Annotated in this window: 14 protein-coding genes; 8 read left to right on the plus strand and 6 right to left on the minus strand. The window is 69.0% G+C overall.

The features are described from left to right. Window positions 1–74 precede the first annotated feature (74 nt). The 3 genes from AC3WLF_RS25845 (at window position 75) to AC3WLF_RS25855 (ending at window position 5796) form a co-directional block, all read left to right on the plus strand. Complete coding sequence (locus tag AC3WLF_RS25845) at window positions 75–1784, plus strand: NADH-ubiquinone oxidoreductase-F iron-sulfur binding region domain-containing protein (RefSeq protein ID WP_492319559.1); 1710 nt, start codon at window positions 75–77, stop codon at window positions 1782–1784. A gap of 9 nt (window positions 1785–1793) precedes the next feature. Further along, window positions 1794–4610 carry a formate dehydrogenase subunit alpha gene (fdhF, locus tag AC3WLF_RS25850; RefSeq protein WP_492319560.1) on the plus strand — a complete coding sequence of 939 codons (2817 nt, stop codon included), beginning with the start codon at window positions 1794–1796 and terminating at the stop codon, window positions 4608–4610. 169 nt (window positions 4611–4779) lie between these two features. Next, window positions 4780–5796, plus strand: coding sequence for a zinc-binding alcohol dehydrogenase family protein (locus tag AC3WLF_RS25855; protein ID WP_492319561.1), 1017 nt, complete (start codon window positions 4780–4782; stop codon window positions 5794–5796). 78 nt (window positions 5797–5874) lie between these two features. On the opposite strand, the gene AC3WLF_RS25860 is transcribed toward AC3WLF_RS25855, so the two are convergent. Then, on the minus strand, window positions 5875–6168 hold the full coding sequence (locus AC3WLF_RS25860; RefSeq protein ID WP_010810201.1) for a GYD domain-containing protein: 294 nt from the start codon (window positions 6166–6168) through the stop codon (window positions 5875–5877). 264 nt (window positions 6169–6432) lie between these two features. After that, on the minus strand, window positions 6433–6954 hold the full coding sequence (locus AC3WLF_RS25865; RefSeq protein WP_492319562.1) for a MarR family winged helix-turn-helix transcriptional regulator: 522 nt from the start codon (window positions 6952–6954) through the stop codon (window positions 6433–6435). Window positions 6955–7093: 139 nt separating this feature from the next. Between AC3WLF_RS25865 and badH the strand changes: the two genes are divergently transcribed. From badH to aliA, 4 genes are read left to right on the plus strand one after another with little or no spacing between them, the layout of a single operon-like run. Further along, entirely contained in the window at window positions 7094–7861 is a 768-nt protein-coding gene (badH, locus tag AC3WLF_RS25870) for a 2-hydroxycyclohexanecarboxyl-CoA dehydrogenase (protein ID WP_492356004.1), read from the plus strand. 30 nt (window positions 7862–7891) lie between these two features. Beyond that, the gene (gene badI, locus AC3WLF_RS25875) at window positions 7892–8674 is read left to right on the plus strand and encodes a 2-ketocyclohexanecarboxyl-CoA hydrolase (RefSeq protein WP_492319564.1); all 783 of its coding nucleotides are present in this window, start codon (window positions 7892–7894) and stop codon (window positions 8672–8674) included. 30 nt (window positions 8675–8704) lie between these two features. Further along, window positions 8705–9856: a cyclohexanecarboxyl-CoA dehydrogenase gene (gene aliB, locus AC3WLF_RS25880; RefSeq protein ID WP_492352172.1), complete on the plus strand. Its 1152-nt coding sequence runs from the start codon at window positions 8705–8707 to the stop codon at window positions 9854–9856. Between the two features lie 45 nt (window positions 9857–9901). Beyond that, the gene (gene aliA, locus AC3WLF_RS25885; protein WP_492359009.1) at window positions 9902–11545 is read left to right on the plus strand and encodes a cyclohexanecarboxylate-CoA ligase; all 1644 of its coding nucleotides are present in this window, start codon (window positions 9902–9904) and stop codon (window positions 11543–11545) included. Between the two features lie 48 nt (window positions 11546–11593). On the opposite strand, the gene AC3WLF_RS25890 is transcribed toward aliA, so the two are convergent. Genes AC3WLF_RS25890 through AC3WLF_RS25905 form a run of 4 tightly spaced genes read right to left on the minus strand, consistent with a single transcriptional unit; the run spans window position 11594 to window position 14855 of the window. Further along, a complete protein-coding gene (locus AC3WLF_RS25890) occupies window positions 11594–13018 on the minus strand; it encodes a diaminobutyrate--2-oxoglutarate transaminase (protein ID WP_492319567.1) in 1425 nt (474 codons plus the stop codon). A 10-nt stretch (window positions 13019–13028) separates the two neighbouring features. Next, window positions 13029–13847 (minus strand): 4'-phosphopantetheinyl transferase family protein, encoded by an 819-nt coding sequence (locus AC3WLF_RS25895; RefSeq protein ID WP_492359010.1) that lies wholly within the window; start codon window positions 13845–13847, stop codon window positions 13029–13031. After that, window positions 13834–14652 carry a thioesterase II family protein gene (locus tag AC3WLF_RS25900; protein ID WP_492319569.1) on the minus strand — a complete coding sequence of 273 codons (819 nt, stop codon included), beginning with the start codon at window positions 14650–14652 and terminating at the stop codon, window positions 13834–13836. The genes AC3WLF_RS25895 and AC3WLF_RS25900 overlap by 14 nt, the downstream gene beginning before the upstream one ends. Next, complete coding sequence (locus AC3WLF_RS25905; protein WP_492352175.1) at window positions 14649–14855, minus strand: MbtH family protein; 207 nt, start codon at window positions 14853–14855, stop codon at window positions 14649–14651. The genes AC3WLF_RS25900 and AC3WLF_RS25905 overlap by 4 nt, the downstream gene beginning before the upstream one ends. A gap of 326 nt (window positions 14856–15181) precedes the next feature. Here AC3WLF_RS25905 and AC3WLF_RS25910 point away from each other — a divergent pair, with 326 nt between their 5' ends. After that, on the plus strand, window positions 15182–16129 hold the full coding sequence (locus tag AC3WLF_RS25910) for a TauD/TfdA family dioxygenase (protein WP_492319570.1): 948 nt from the start codon (window positions 15182–15184) through the stop codon (window positions 16127–16129). The last annotated feature ends 19 nt before the right edge of the window (window positions 16130–16148 follow it).

The raw sequence follows: 16148 nt of genomic DNA on the forward strand, positions 1-16148 counted from the left end.
GCGACAGGGAGGCGGCCCGCCGGGCGCCTTCCTGATCGCACATCGGATACCCACAAACAGAATCCAGGCACGCCATGAACCAGGTTGTCATTCCTCTCGAGGCGACGGGGCTCGGCCGGCAGCGCAAGCGCCGCCAGCCCAAGGGCCGGCAGGTAGACGCGGCCGCACTGGCCGAAGTGCGCGTGGCGCTGGGCGACATGCCCCGCCGGCGCGACTTGCTGATCGAACACCTGCACTGCATCAACGACCGCTACGGCCAGCTGGCGATGCCGCACCTGGTGGCGCTGGCCAGCGAACTGCGGCTGTCGATGACCGAGGTCTATGAAGTCGCCACCTTCTATCACCACTTCGACGTGGTGCGCGAGGACGCCGACGGCCAGATCGCACCGCCGCCGGCGTTGACCGTGCGCGTATGCGAAGGCATTGCCTGCGAGCTGGCGGGCGCACAGGCGCTGATCGACAAGCTGCCCGCGCTGCTCGGCACTGAAGTGCGCGTGGTGGCCGCGCCCTGCATCGGCCGCTGCGAGAAGGCGCCCGCGGCGCTGGTCGGGCAGAATCCGGTCGACACCGCCACGGCCGAGGCCATCGACGCCGCCGTGCAGGCAAAGGCCGTGCGCCATGCGCCCGAGCCCTATATCGGCTACGACGCTTACCGGAAGGACGGCGGCTATGCCTTGCTTAAGTCCCTCGCCAGCGGCGACCTGGACCAGGCCGCCGTGCTGTGCACGATGGAGGACTCCGGCCTGCGCGGCCTGGGCGGCGCAGGCTTCCCGACCGGGCGCAAATGGCGCATCGTGCAGAACGAGCCCGCACCGCGGCTGATGGCCATCAACATCGACGAGGGCGAGCCCGGCACCTTCAAGGACCGCGTCTACCTGGAACGCGATCCGCACCGGTTCCTGGAAGGCATGCTGATCGCGGCAACGGTGGTCAACGTGTCAGCGATCTATATCTACCTGCGCGACGAATACGCCGGCTGCCGCGAGCTGCTGGCGGAAGAACTGCGGCGGCTGCAGCAAGACCCGCCAATCCCCGGCCTGCCGACGATCGAACTGCGCCGCGGCGCGGGCGCCTATATCTGCGGCGAAGAGTCGGCCATGATCGAGTCGATCGAAGGCAAGCGCGGCATGCCGCGGCTGCGCCCGCCCTATGTGGCGCAGGTGGGCCTGTTCGGACGGCCCACGCTGGAGCACAACTTCGAGACCCTGTACTGGGTGCGCGACATCATCGAGAAGGGCGCCGAGTGGTTTGCCTCGCAGGGGCGCAACGGGCGCAAGGGCCTGCGCTCGTTCTCGGTCTCGGGCCGCGTGAAACGCCCTGGCGTGCACCTGGCGCCGGCCGGCATCACCGTGCGCGAGCTGATCGACGAATACTGCGGCGGCATGCTCGACGGCCATGCGTTCTACGGCTACCTGCCGGGTGGCGCCTCGGGCGGCATCCTGCCGGCGTCGATGGGCAATATCCCGCTGGACTTCGACACGCTGCAGCCCTACGGCTGCTTTATCGGCTCGGCCGCGGTGGTGATCCTGTCCGACCAGGACAGCGCCACGCACGCAGCGCGCAACCTGATGCACTTCTTCAAGCACGAGTCCTGCGGGCAATGCACACCGTGCCGCACTGGCACCGCCAAGACGCTCGACCTGATCCGCCAGCCCAAGTGGGACCTGTCGGCGCTGGATGACCTGTCCGCGGTGATGCGCGATGCATCGATCTGCGGGCTGGGGCAGGCCGCGCCCAATCCCGTCGACTGCGTCATCAAGTACTTCCCGCACGAACTGGCCTGAGAGACTGACATGAATGCACTGACCCGCGCCGAACGCGCGCTTGTCGAATCCGCCGAGCCAGCCGTCACCTTCACGCTCAATGGCCGCGAGGTGAGCGCCCAGCCCGGCGAAAGCCTGCTGAAGGTCGCGCAGCGCGAAGGCTTCGACGTGCCGCACCTGTGCTACAAGGACGGCCTGGAGCCGGCCGGCAACTGCCGCGCCTGCATGGTCGAGATCCAGGGCGAGCGCGTGCTGGCCCCGTCCTGCTGCCGCTATCCCGCCGCAGGCATGCAGGTGCAGACCGAATCCGAGCGCGCCCGCCGCGCCCAGCGCACGGTGCTGGAGCTGCTGCAGTCGGACATGCCCGAGACCGACTACACCCGCCACAACGAGCTGGATCAGTGGGCCGCGAAGCTGGAGGTCGGCAAGCCGCGCTTTGCCCCGCGCGAACGCGTGGCGGCGGATTTGTCGCACCCGGCCATCGCCGTCAACCTGGATGCCTGCATCCAGTGCACGCGCTGCCTGCGTGCCTGCCGCGACGAGCAGGTCAACGACGTGATCGGCCTGGCCCTGCGCGGCGACGAAGCCCGCATCGTGTTCGACATGGACGACCCCATGGGCGCGTCGACCTGCGTGGCCTGCGGCGAATGCGTGCAGGCCTGCCCGACCGGCGCGCTGATGCCCGCGCGCGATGCCGCGCTGGCGGTTCCGGACAAGCAGGTGGACTCGGTCTGCCCGTACTGCGGCGTGGGCTGCCAGCTGACCTACAACATCAAGGACAACCGCATCCTGTTCGTGGAAGGGCGCGATGGCCCGGCCAACCACGAGCGGCTGTGCGTGAAGGGCCGCTACGGCTTTGACTACGTGCAGCATCCGCAGCGCCTGACGGTGCCGCTGGTGCGCCGCGAAGGCGTGCCCAAGCAGGGCGATTTCGTCATGGACCCGGACCACGTCATGGACGTGTTCCGCGAGGCCACCTGGGAAGAGGCGCTGGCGCTGGCCGGCGGCAAGCTCGCGCAGATCCGCGACACCCACGGCAAGCGCGCGCTGGCAGGGTTTGGCTCGGCCAAGGGCAGCAATGAAGAGGCCTACCTGTTCCAGAAGCTGGTGCGCACCGGGTTTGGCAGCAACAACGTCGACCACTGCACGCGGCTGTGCCATGCCTCGTCGGTGGCGGCGCTGCTGGAGGGGATCGGCTCGGGCGCGGTATCGAACCCGGTGATGGATGTCGACAAGGCCGAGGTGGTGATCGTGATCGGCGCCAACCCGACCGTGAACCACCCGGTCGCGGCCAGCTGGATCAAGAATGCGGTGAAGAACGGCACCAAGCTGATCGTGGCAGATCCGCGCCGCTCGGACCTGGCGCGCTTTGCCCATCGCTTCATGCAGTTCAAGCCCGATGCCGACGTGGCGCTGCTCAACGCGATGATGCATGTCATCGTCACCGAGGGCCTGGTGGACCAGGACTTCATCGACAGCCGCACCATCGGCTTCGACGAGCTGCAGCGCAATGTCGCGGCGTACAGCCCGGAACTGATGGCGCCGGTGTGCGGCATCGAGGCCGAGGTCATCCGCGAGGTGGCGCGGCTGTATGCCACGTCCAAGGCCTCGATGATCCTGTGGGGCATGGGCGTGTCGCAGCACGTGCACGGCACTGACAACGCGCGCTGCCTGATCGCGCTGGCGCTGATGACCGGCCAGATCGGCCGCCCCGGCACCGGCCTGCATCCGCTGCGCGGCCAGAACAACGTGCAGGGCGCGTCCGATGCCGGCCTGATCCCGATGATGTACCCGGACTACCGCCGCGTGGACGATCCCGTGGCGATCGCCAGCTTCGAGGCGCTGTGGGGCATGCCGCTGGACCGCCAGCCCGGCCTGACCGTGGTCGAGGTGATGCAGGCGATCGAGCGCGGCGAGGTGCGCGGCATGTACATCATGGGTGAGAACCCGGCGATGTCAGACCCCGACGCCGAGCATGCGCGCGAGGCGCTGGCCTCGCTCGACCACCTGGTGGTGCAGGACATCTTCCTGACCGAGACCGCCTATCTGGCCGACGTGGTGCTGCCGGCCTCGGCCTTCCCGGAGAAGACCGGCACCTTCACCAACACCGACCGCACCGTCCAGCTCGGCCGCCAGGCATTGAACCCGCCGGGGCAGGCGCGCCAGGACCTGTGGATCATCCAGCAGATGGCTGCGCAGCTGGGGTTGGACTGGCACTACGACGGCGTGGCCGAGGTCTTCGACGAGATGCGCCAGGCCATGCCCAGCATCGGCGGCGTGACCTGGGAGCGGCTGGAGCGCGAGCACGCCGTGACTTATCCGTGCAAGGAAGAGGGCGACCCGGGCGAACCGGTGATCTTTATCGACAGCTTCCCGACCGCCAGCGGCCGTGGGCGCTTCGTGCCGGCCGACATCATCCCGGCAGCCGAGCGGCCCGATATCGACTACCCGATGGTGCTGATCACCGGCCGCCAGCTCGAGCACTGGCACACCGGCAGCATGACGCGGCGCGCCGGCGTGCTGGATGCGATCGAGCCGGATCCGGTGGCGCTGGTGCACCCGCTGGACCTGGACGCGCTGGGCGGCAAGCCGGGCGACGTGGTCACGCTGGCATCGCGCCGCGGCGAAGTCACGCTGTACGCGCGGGCCGACGCCGGCACGCCGCGCGGGGCGGTGTTCGTGCCGTTCTGCTACTACGAGGCGGCGATCAACAAGCTGACCAATGCGGCATTGGACCCCTTCGGCAAGATCCCGGAGTTCAAGTACTGCGCGGTGAAGATGGCACTGGGCGGCGCGGCGCCGGAGCAGTCGAGCTACGGCGGCGGGCAGATCCTGGCGCCGGTGTAGGGCCGACGGCAAGCCCTGGCGGGGCCGCCTGCGCGGGTAGCGCAGGCGGCCCTTTTTGTTGGGTGATTATCCTGAGTTTCGGGAAATTGATTGCTGTAGCTTCCAGCTAATCAAATCAATCGTGACAGGCTACGCTTCGGTTCATTCCCTACACAACCCGGAGCCCGCCATGAAAGCCATCGGCCTGACCCAGTACCTGCCCATCTCCGACCCGCGTTCGCTGCAAGACGTGGAGATCGACATACCCAGCCCCGGCAGCCGCGACCTGCTGGTGAAGGTTGAGGCCGTCTCGGTCAACCCGGTCGACACCAAGGTGCGCGCGCCCAAGGCGCAGGTAGAGCCCGCGCCGCGCGTGCTGGGCTGGGACGCGGCCGGCACGGTGGTCGCCGTGGGGCCGGAGGTGACCCTGTTCAAGGTCGGCGACCCGGTCTACTACGCGGGCAGCATTACTCGGTCCGGCTCCAACGCCGAGTTCCACCTGGTCGACGAGCGCATCGTCGGCCACAAGCCTGCCTCGCTGGATTTCGCCAACGCGGCGGCGCTGCCGCTGACGGCGATCACCGCCTGGGAGGCTCTGTTCGACCGGCTGGGCATTTCGCCCAACGGGGATCACGCCGGGCGCCCGGTGCTGATCGTCGGCGGCGCGGGCGGCGTGGGCTCGATCGGCATCCAGCTGGCCAAGGTGCTGGCCGGGCTGACCGTGATCGCCACCGCGTCGCGGCCCGAGTCGCAGGAATGGTGCCGCCGCCTTGGCGCCGACCATACGGTTGACCATCGTGGCGACCTGCCGGCGCAGCTGAAGGCGCTGGGATTTGCCGAGGTCGACTACATCCTCTGCTTCAACGATATCGACGGGCATTTCCCGGCGATGGCCGAAGTGGTCGCCCCGCAGGGCAAGATCTGCACGATCGTCGCGAATACGCGGCCGTTGCCGGTGGAATTGCTCAAGAACAAGAGCGCCACCTTCGTCTGGGAATTCATGTTCACGCGCGCCATGTACAGCACGCCCGACATGGTCGCGCAGCATCGTCTGCTTAACGAGGTCACGCGGCTGGTCGATGCCGGGCGCCTGCAGACCACGCTGGGCGAGAACCTGGGGCGCATCAATGCGGAGAACCTGCGGCGCGCGCACGCCATGCTGGAAGGCGGGCGCACTATCGGCAAGCTGGTGCTGGAAGGGTTCTGAGCCGGCGCGCTGCGCCCGGCAAACAACAACGCCCGCCGGCATGGCCCCGGCGGGCGTTGTGCGTTTCCGCGGCAGGGGTCAGCCCATCTTGCCGAGGATGCTCTGCATCTCGTCGCTATTGAAGGCGCGCAGGGTTTGGGTGCGCACGTTGCCGGCCGCGCCGATGGTCAGCCCGAAGCTGGTCATGGTCTCGTCGTCGGGCGCTTCGACGGTGAGCACGATGTCGTATTCGCCCAGCGTCCAGTAGATGTCTTTCATCTGCACGCCCAGGCGTGCCCCCATCTCGCGCACGGCGGCCGCGCGCTTGGTGGTGTCCTTGACGGTGCGGATGCCCTGGTCGGTGAAGCTGGCTAGCACGATGTAGCGGGTCATGGCGGGACCTCCGGTTATGGCTGGATCGGTCGCCGTCCCGGCGGCGTGCATGGGGCAAGCGGCCGGGGCAGTGGTTCAGGGCTTCGGGGCGTGGCGAGGCGCGAATGGCATGGCGCCTCGCCGTTGATGCTCGCGATGTCTGAGCAACTTCATGCCAACGCATATTGCGCGCCAGTCGGCGCGGCAGGCCAGGATGCGGATCGCGGGCGCGCGCTCGGCTGTTCCAGCCGGCCGGTGTGTTTCAGTTGCGATACTGCGTGCGGCTCAGTCCCCTGGGCTGCCACCGTCTGCGCTGTCGGGCGTGTCGAGCGCACGCATGTTGTCCAGCAACTTGAGCAGGTAATGCAGCGTGTGCGTCAGGTCATTGGTAGAAAACCCCGTCAGCGCCTGCTCGTAATAGGCCCGGATCTTCGGCTGCGCCTGGTGCAGCCAGACCTCCCGTCCCGGTTCGCTCATCCGTATCAGCCGTGAGCGGCGGTCGCGGCCGTCCGGGGCCAGCGTGACGTGGCCGTCGCGTTCCATCCGGCTGACCAGTCCTGACAGGTTCTGCCGGCTCACCATCAGGTAGCGGGCCAGGTCGCCCACGCTCATGCCATCGGCGGCTTCCGGACGCGACAGCGCGCCGAGCACGGCCCACTGCTGCGTCGTCAGGCCCTCTGCCTCGACGGCTCGTGATCCCGTTTTATGCAACATATTTGCGCATTGGTATAGCCGGAAGAAAAGCCGGTTGGCCAGTTCCATGCGCGCGTTTGCGGGGAGTTCTGCTTCTACGTCCGGGTTAACCATAGTCTTTTCCACAGTGTTGGCGTCTTGCGCAGGCAATGGCTGCCTCCTATTATAGGTAAATATATTTACCTAATTGGCGGTGCGATGTGGCGGCGTCATGGCCGGCACGATAGCACCGGAATCCTGAAAGGAGAACGCTGTGCAAGGACTTGAAGGCAAGACGGTCATCGTGACCGGTGGTGGCGGTGGTATCGGCGGTGCAACGTGTTTGCGCTTTGCGCGCGCCGGGGCGGCGGTGGGCGTACTCGACCTGAACCCGGAAGCGGCCGAGCGCGTCGCCGGCCAGATCCGCGAGGCTGGCGGGCGGGCGCTGGCGATCCGCTGCGACATCACCGAGCGCGCCAGCGTGGATGCCGCGGTGGCGGCGGTGGAGCAGGGCCTGGGCCCGGTGGACGTGCTGGTCAACAACGCCGGCTGGGATGTGTTCAAGCCGTTCATCAAGACCGAGCCCGCGCAATGGGATCGGCTGATCGCCATCAACCTGACCGGCGCGCTGCACATGCATCACGCGGTGTTGCCCGGCATGGTCGAGCGCAAGCGCGGGCGCATCGTCAATATCGCCTCCGATGCCGCGCGCGTGGGCTCGTCCGGCGAAGCGGTCTACGCCGCGTGCAAGGGCGGGCTGGTGTCGTTCTCCAAGACCATCGCGCGCGAGCATGCGCGCCACGGCATCACCGTCAACGTGGTGTGCCCGGGGCCGACCGAGACCGCGCTGTTCGAAGACTACAAGCAGGGCGCGGGCAACCCCGAGAAGCTGGTGGAAGCCTTTACCCGCTCGATCCCGCTGGGCCGCATCGGCCAGCCCGACGACCTGCCCGGCGCGGTGCTGTTCTTTGCCAGCGACGACGCCGGCTTCATCACCGGCCAGGTGCTGAGCGTGTCGGGCGGCCTGACCATGAACGGCTGAGCAAGCAAACACCAGAAAACGGAGACCACCATGCAATACGAAGACATCCTGTACGAAGTGCGCAACGGCGCCGCCTGGATCATCATCAACCGCCCGGAAAAGATGAACGCCTTCCGCGGCCGCACCTGCGACGAAATGATCCACGCGATCAACCGCGCCGGCTATGACCGCGAGATCGGCGCCATCGTGCTGGCCGGTGCCGGCGAAAGGGCCTTCTGCACCGGCGGTGACCAGTCCGCGCACGAGGGCCAGTACGACGGCCGCGGCACCATCGGCCTGCCGATGGAAGAACTGCACAACGCCATCCGCGACGTGCCCAAGCCGGTGATCGCGCGCGTGCAGGGCTATGCCGTGGGCGGCGGCAACGTGCTGTGCACGATCTGCGATTTCACCATCGCGTCGGACAAGGCCGTATTCGGGCAGGTCGGGCCCAAGGTCGGCTCGGTCGACCCGGGCTACGGCACCGCCTTCCTGGCGCGCGTGGTGGGCGAGAAGAAGGCGCGCGAGATCTGGTACCTGTGCCGCCGCTACCCGGCCGCGGAAGCGCTGGCGATGGGGCTGGTCAATGCGGTGGTGCCGCACGAGCAGCTCGATGCCGAGGTGCAGAAGTGGTGCGACGAGATCATGGAGAAGAGTCCCACCGCGATCGCCATCGCCAAGCGCTCCTTCAATCTCGATACCGCGCACCAGAGCGGCATCGCCGGCATGGGCATGTACGCGCTCAAGCTCTATTACGACACCGAGGAATCGCGCGAAGGCGTGCGCGCTTTCCAGGAAAAGCGCAAGCCCGAGTTCCGCAAGTACGCGAAGTAAGCCGTGCCGTCCGAACCAGCGGAGACCACCATGAATCCCTACCTTGACGAAGACCTGACGGCACTGGCCGAGCACGCGCGCCGCTTTGCCGATGCGCGCGTGGCGCCCGGCTACCTGGAGCGCGACCGCACCCGCGTGCTGGACCGCGCGCTGATGCGCGAAATGGGCGAGATGGGCTTTATCGCGCCCGAACTGCCGGAACAGTATGACGGGCAGGGCATGGGCTCGCTGGCGGCTGGCGTGATCCATGAAGCCGTGGCGCGCGCCGACCTGAGCCTGTCGTACATCAACCTGCTGGCTTCGTTGAACGGCCAGATCCTGGCGCACCATGCGCAGCCGGAAATCGCCGGACCGTGGCTGCAGCGCCTGACGCGCGGCGAGGCGCTGCTGGCAATCGCGCTGACCGAGCCGCGCGGCGGCTCCGACGCGGCCAGCCTGCGCCTGCGCATGGAGCGCGATGGCGACGTCTACGTGCTCAACGGCGAGAAGACCTCGATCTCCGCCGCCGACCAGGCCGATGCCGCGGTGGTCTTTGCCCGCAGCGGCACCGTCGAGTCCGGCGCGCGCGGCGTGTCTGCGCTGCTGGTGCCGATGGACCTGCCGGGCATCACGCGCAACCGCTTCGACTGCCACGGCCAGCGCGCCATCGGGCGCGGCTCGATTTTCTTCGAGAACGTGCGCGTGCCCGCCAGCCACCTGCTCGGCAAGGAGGGGGAGGGGTTCGTGCAGGTGATGCAGGGCTTCGACTTCTCGCGCGCGCTGATCGGCCTGCAGGTGCTGGCGGTGGCGCAGGCCGCGCTGGACGAGACCTGGGCCTACGTGGCCGAGCGCCAGGCCTTCGGCAAGCCGCTGTCGGCCTTCCAGGGCGTGTCGCATCCGCTCGCCGACTTCGAGACCCAGGTGCAGGGCGCGCGCCTGCTGTGCCTGCAGACGCTGTGGCTCAAGGACCGTGGCCTGCCGCACACCGCAGAGGCGGCGATGTGCAAGTGGTGGGCGCCCAAGCTGGCGTACGACGTGGTGCACCAGTGCCTGCTGTCGTTCGGCCACGGCGGTTATGACCGCGGCGTGATGGAGCAGCGCCTGCGCGATGTGCTGGGCTTCCAGATCGGCGACGGCACGGCACAGATCATGAAGACCATCATTGCCCGCACGCGCGCGGGGCGCGAAGCCGTACCGGCCTGAAGCGGCGCCACGACCGCCGAGCCATCCGATAAAGAGGAGACACCCATGGATTTCGACGCCGTACTGATCGCGCCGCGCCGTGCCGCCAGCATTGCCGCCGGGCATTGGCATGACCGCACCGTCAACGACTACCTGGCCGCCTGCGTGCGCGACCGGCCCGACGCCCCAGCGCTGATGGCGCTGAGCCTCGACAGCGGCAGCGTGACAAGCTTCACCTGGCGCGAACTGGCCCGGATGGCGGACCGGGTAGCGGTGGGGCTCAGCCGCCTCGGCATCGGCGCGCAGGATGTGGTGTCATGCCAGCTCCCGAACGGCTGGCACCTGACTGTGCTGTATCTCGCCTGCTCGCGGCTGGGCGCGGTGCTCAACCCGCTGATGCCGATCTTCCGCGAGCGCGAGCTGTCGTTCATGCTGGCGCATGCGCAATGCAAGGTGGCGGTGGTGCCGCAGCTGTTCCGTGGCTTCGGCCATGCCCAGATGCTGCAGGGTTTGCGCGAGGCATTGCCGGCGCTGCGCCACATCGTTGTTGCCGGCGGTGATGGCCCGGACAGCTTTGACGCGCTGCTGAGCGGGCCGGCATGGGAAGAACAGCCCGATGCCGCCAACATCCTGCTGCACAGCCGCCCCGGCCCGGACGACGTCACCCAGCTGATCTACACCTCCGGCACCACCGGCGAGCCCAAGGGCGTGATGCACACGGCCAACACGCTGTTCTCCAACATCGTCGCCTATGCCGAACGGCTGCGCCTGACCGGCGACGATGTGGTGCTGATGGCCTCGCCGATGGCGCACCAGACCGGCTTTATGTACGGGCTGCTGATGCCGGTGGTGCTGGGCGCGCATGCGGTGCTGCAGGACATCTGGGACCCCGCGCGCGCCGCCGCCCTGATTCGCGACGAGCGCGTGACCTTCACCATGGGCTCGACGCCGTTCCTGACCGATCTGGCGCGTGTGGTGGCGGAGTCCGGCACGCCGGTCCCCAGCCTGCGCATCTTCCTGTGCGCGGGTGCGCCGATTCCCGGCGCGCTGGTCGAGCGCGCCCGCGAGGCGCTCGGCGCGAAGATCGTGTCGGCCTGGGGCATGACAGAGAACGGCGCGGTCACCACCACGCTGCCGGATGACAGCGACGAACTCGCGTCGACCACCGACGGCTGCCCGCTGCCAGGCGTCGAAATACGCATCGTGGACGGCACCGACGCCGACGTGCCGCCGGGGGAAACCGGCCGCCTGCTGGTGCGCGCCTGTTCCAACTTCGGCGGCTACCTGAAGCGTCCGCAGCTCAACGGCACCGATGCCGACGGCTGGTTCGACACCGGCGACCTCGCACGGCTGGATGCCAGCGGCTACCTGCGCATCGCGGGGCGCAGCAAGGACGTGATCATCCGCGGCGGCGAGAACATCCCCGTGCTGGAGGTCGAGACCCTGCTGTACCGCCATCCCGCGGTCTCGCAGGTGGCCATCGTCGCCTATCCCGACGAGCGCCTGGGCGAGCGCGCCTGCGCCTTCGTCGTACCGCGCGCCGGCCAGCCTTTCGACCAGGCGGCGATGGTGGACTGGCTCAAGGCGCAGAAGATGGCGCTGCAGTACATCCCCGAGAAGCTCGTGGTGCGGGACGCCCTGCCGGCCACGCCCGCCGGGAAAATCCAGAAATTCCGTCTGCGCGAGATGCTGCGCGGCGACGCGTCCTGAAGCTGGTTCCGCGGTGGCCCCGGCCACCGCGGAACGGCGCGCAAGCGCTCAGCGGCATTGCTTGTGCGCCGCGCTGACTGCGTCGCCAAACAACTCGGCCACCAGGTCGATCTCGGTCTCGCCGATGACCAGCGGCGGCAGGAAGCGCACCGTGGCGCCGTGGCGTCCGCCCAGTTCGACGATCAGCCCGCGCTGCAGGCATTCACGCTGCACCGTGCGCGCGAAGGTGCCGTCGGCCGGGTAGGCGCCCACCGCATCGGGCTCGGCACGTTCGTCGACCAGTTCCACGCCGATCATCAGGCCGCGTCCGCGCACTTCGCCGATCGCGGGGCACGCGGTATGCAACTGCCGCAGCCGCGTGGCGAGGCGCTGGCCCATGGTCTCGGCATGGGCGACGATGCCCTGCGCGACCAGGGTGCGGATGGTGGCGGAACCCGCCGCCATTGCCAGCTGGTTGCCGCGGAAGGTGCCGGCGTGCGCGCCCGGCTGCCACGCATCGAGTGCGTTGTCGTAGATCACCACCGACATCGGCAAGCCGCCGCCGATCGCCTTGGACAGCACCAGCACGTCCGGCACGATGCCGGCATGCTCGAACGCGAACATGCGCCCGGTGCGGCCCAGTCCGGTCTGCACTTCGTCGAGCACCAGCGCGATGCCGTGCTCGCGCGTGATGCGGCGCAGTTCGCGCAGCCAGCGCGCGGGCGCGGGGATCACGCCGCCTTCGCCCTGTACCGCTTCCACCACCACCGCCGCCGGCGGCAGCACGCCGGACTCCGGGTCGGCCAGCATCTGCTCGATATAGCGCAGGCCCGCGTCGATGCCGGCGTCGCCGCGCAGGCCGAACGGGCAGCGGTAGTCATACGGGTAGGGCAGGAACTGCACGCTGCCGCCGAGCGCACCCAGCGGCGCCTTGGGGCCGAGATTGCCCATCAGCGCCAGCGTGCCGTGCGTCATGCCGTGGTAGCCGCCGGCAAAGCTCAGCACCGTATGGCGGCCGGTGGCGGTCTTGGCCAGCTTGAGCGCCGCCTCGATGCCGTCGGCGCCGGTCGGGCCGCAGAACTGGATGCGGGCGCGCGCGGCGAACTCGGGCGGCAGCAGGCCGAACAGGTCGTCGACAAAGCGGTCCTTGACCGGCGTGGCCAGGTCCAGCGTATGCAGCGGCAGGCCGCTGTCGAGCGTGTCGCGCAGCGCGCGCACCACCGCCGGGTGGTTGTGGCCGAGCGCCAGCGTGCCGGCGCCGGCCAGGCAGTCGATGAAGAGCTGGCCGCTGGTATCGCGCAAATACACGCCATAGCCCTGTTCCAGCGCCAGCGGGATGCGGCGCGGATAGGAGCGGGCGTTGGACTCGCGCGCGCACTGGCGCTGCAGGTAGGGGTTGTCGTCGAGCCGGATGGGCGCTTGCCGGACGAAGGCGCCGGCCGAGAACGGCGCTGGTTGGCCGTGGGCATGCGTGGCGAGCGAGGGAGGCGTCATGGTTTCGTTCCTAACGGGGGCGTTGAACAGGGACGTTGACTGCGGGGCCCGGCATCGAGACCGGGCAAGATGGGTTGGCCGCGCGTGGGGGCAGCTCGCGCGGCGGATACTGCCGGTGCACGACGCGCGCGGCGGCCAGTGGCGTGGCCAGGCTCGCGACGTAGCGGGTGTCGTGATCGGGCTGGCCACATGCATCGTGGATATGCCAGACGCGCAGGTCGGCCCCGGCGCGCGCCAGCGGCGGCACGCAGGCAGCGCACGCCGGCAGCGCCACGCGCACCGACTGCGGCGCAGCCGACAGCCCGGTGCCGACGGCCTTGCTGCACGCTTCCTTGGCGGTCCACAGGCGCAGGAAGGCGAGCATGGCGTCCCGCGGCCGGCGCTGCGCCAGCGCGCCAAGCCAGCGCATTTCGTCGGGGGCGCAGGCCACGGCCGCGCTGTCGTGCCAGGCAGCCCACGACATGTCCGCGCGCCAGGCTTCGATGTCGATCCCGACCGGCGCGCATGACAAGGCGATTGCGGCGCGTGCGTCGCTGTGGCTGACGTTGAACTGCAAGGCTGTGGTGCAAGGGCCGCCAAGCGTGGGTTTGCCGAACGCGTTGGCGACCAGCGGCACGGCGTCGGGCGACACGCCCAGGTATAGGCCCAGCAGTGTCCGCAATGCCGAGCGGGCCGCGGTGAAGCGGGCGCGGTCGCCGGGTTGCCGGAACGTGGCGGCGCGCGCGCGTTCGCTTGCCGACAGCGCCGACAGGTCTGCCGCAGCGTCGACTGCCACGTGCCAGACGTGGATCTGGCCGTGCGCGGGCGCGGCCATGTCAGGCGAGCGCATGGCCGTGGTCTCTGGTGGCGCTCAACGTGGAACCGAGCACGGCATCCGTGACCGCATCCAGCACGTCCTGCGCCGCCTCGTGCAGGAAGAAATGCCCGCCCGCGAACAGCCGGTGGCTGCAGTCGTGCAGGGTCTCGTCGCGCCACGCGGCCAGCATCGCGGGCGGGGCGTGGACGTCGTCCCTGCCGCCGAGCACGGTGACCGGACAGCCCAGCCGCGGCCCGGGACGGTAGCGCCAGGCCTCGCACAGCGCGATATCCGCGCGCAGCACGGGCAGGAAGAAGGCGAGCGCTTCCGGCGTTTCGCGGATCTCGGCCGGCATGCCGCCCATGGCGGCGATGACGTCGGCAAAGGCGCCGTCCGGCAGGCTGCTGAACGGCGGCCGAGCCGACGGCAGCGCGGGCGCGCCGCGCCCGGACACCACCAGCGCGGCGGGGGAGAGGCCATGCACGGTCTCAAGCACGCGCGCGGTTTCGAACCCCAGCAGCGCACCCATGCTGTGGCCGAACAGCGCAAAGCGCGGCGCTTCGGCTCGGGCCGCGCGCGCGATCGACGCGGCCAGCGCGCTGGCCAGCGCATGGATCGATGCGCCATGCGCTTCGGCCGTGCGCGTGCCGCGTCCGGGCAGGCATACCGGCGCCAGCTCGATCGCGGCGGGCAGCGCGGCGCGCCAGCCGTGGTACGCAGTATGGCCGGCGCCGGCGTAGGGCAGGCAATAGAGGCGCACGCGATCGCCGGCAGCCGGGCCGCCGCGGCCCGGCATCACGGCGTACCAGGGATCGCGCATCGGCTGCGCGGGGCTCATGCGCCGGCCAGCGCGCGCTGCAGGCTCAGCGGACGCATATCGGTCCAGACCGTCTCGATATGGGCCAGGCACTCGTCGCGGCTGCCCTGGAAGCCCACGCTGGTCCATCCTGCCGGTACGGGCTTGTAGTCGGGCCAGATCGAATACTGGCCTTCATCGTTGCGGACGACGTGGAAACGCGTGTCGGGATGATCCCAGCTCATGGCTGTGCTCCTTCAGGTAGTAAGACGTCGAAGGCTATATCGTAAATGATAATGATTTGTATTTCCATTCGTAAATATTTCCGGTAGACTCGCTTTCCATCCAATGTGCAGACATTGTTCGCGTGGCCGCGCCCCTCCCGCCCCTGGCCCCGCTGCAACGCCTTCCGGCGCCGTGCGGCAAGCGCGAACGAACCCAGCGAGGCAACAGGGATATGGATTTGGACACGACCGCTACCATCGCCGACCTCCATGCGGACTGTCGCGCCGGCTCCGCCGCAACTGCCACCGCATCGACAGCGAGGGCGGGCGCGCTGCGCGCCGCGCCGATGTTTGAGCACAGCGCGCTGCCGCTGGTGGTCACCCCCGACGGCGACACCGACTGGCGCCGCCAGTTCGGCGCCATGGCCGCGATTGCCGCGGAACAGTTGCCGCGCGTCGGCGGCGTGCTGTTCCGCGGCTTCCGTTTTGACGATGACTCGGATTTCCGCGCCTTCGCCAGCGCCTTCGGCCATCCGCTGCTGAGCTATGAGTTCGGCTCGACGCCGCGCTCGCAGGTGAAGGAGGGCGTCTATACCTCCACCGAATACCCGGCGCACCAGGTCATCCCGCTGCATAACGAGCAGTCGTACACGCTGCAGTGGCCGATGAAGATCTGGTTCCATTGCGTGCAGCCGAGCGAATCGGGCGGCGAGACGCCCATCGCCGACAGCCGGCTGGTCTACCAGCGCCTGGACCCAGTCATCCGCGAGCGCTTTGCCGCGCGCCGCCTGATGTACGTGCGCAACTACGGCAACGGCCTCGACCTGAGCTGGCAACGCGCCTTCAACACCGATGACCGCGCGCAGGTGGAGCGCTTCTGCCGCGCCCAGCAGATCGATTTCGAATGGAAGGCCGACGGCGAACTGCGCACGCGCCAGCTATGCCAGGCCGTCGCGCGGCATCCGGTGACCGGCGAGATGGTGTGGTTCAACCAGGCCCACCTGTTCCATGTCTCGGGGCTCGCGCCCCACGTGCGCGAGGCCCTGCTCGCCGTGGTCGGCAGCGTCAACGAACTGCCGCGCAATGTCGTCTACGGCGACGGCGCGCCGCTGGAGGACGACGCCCTTGCCGCCATCCGCGCCACGCTCGACGACTGCACCGTGCGCTTTCCCTGGCAGCAGGGCGATGTGCTGATGCTCGACAACATGCTGGCCGCCCACGGGCGCGGCACCTTCAGCGGCCCGCGCCGCGTGATCGTCGCCATGGCCGAGCCCGCGCCGCCCGGCCTGGGCTGATCCCGCCGCCGTCCCGATG

Source organism: Cupriavidus sp. FW306-01-F10A (genome assembly GCF_058782785.1).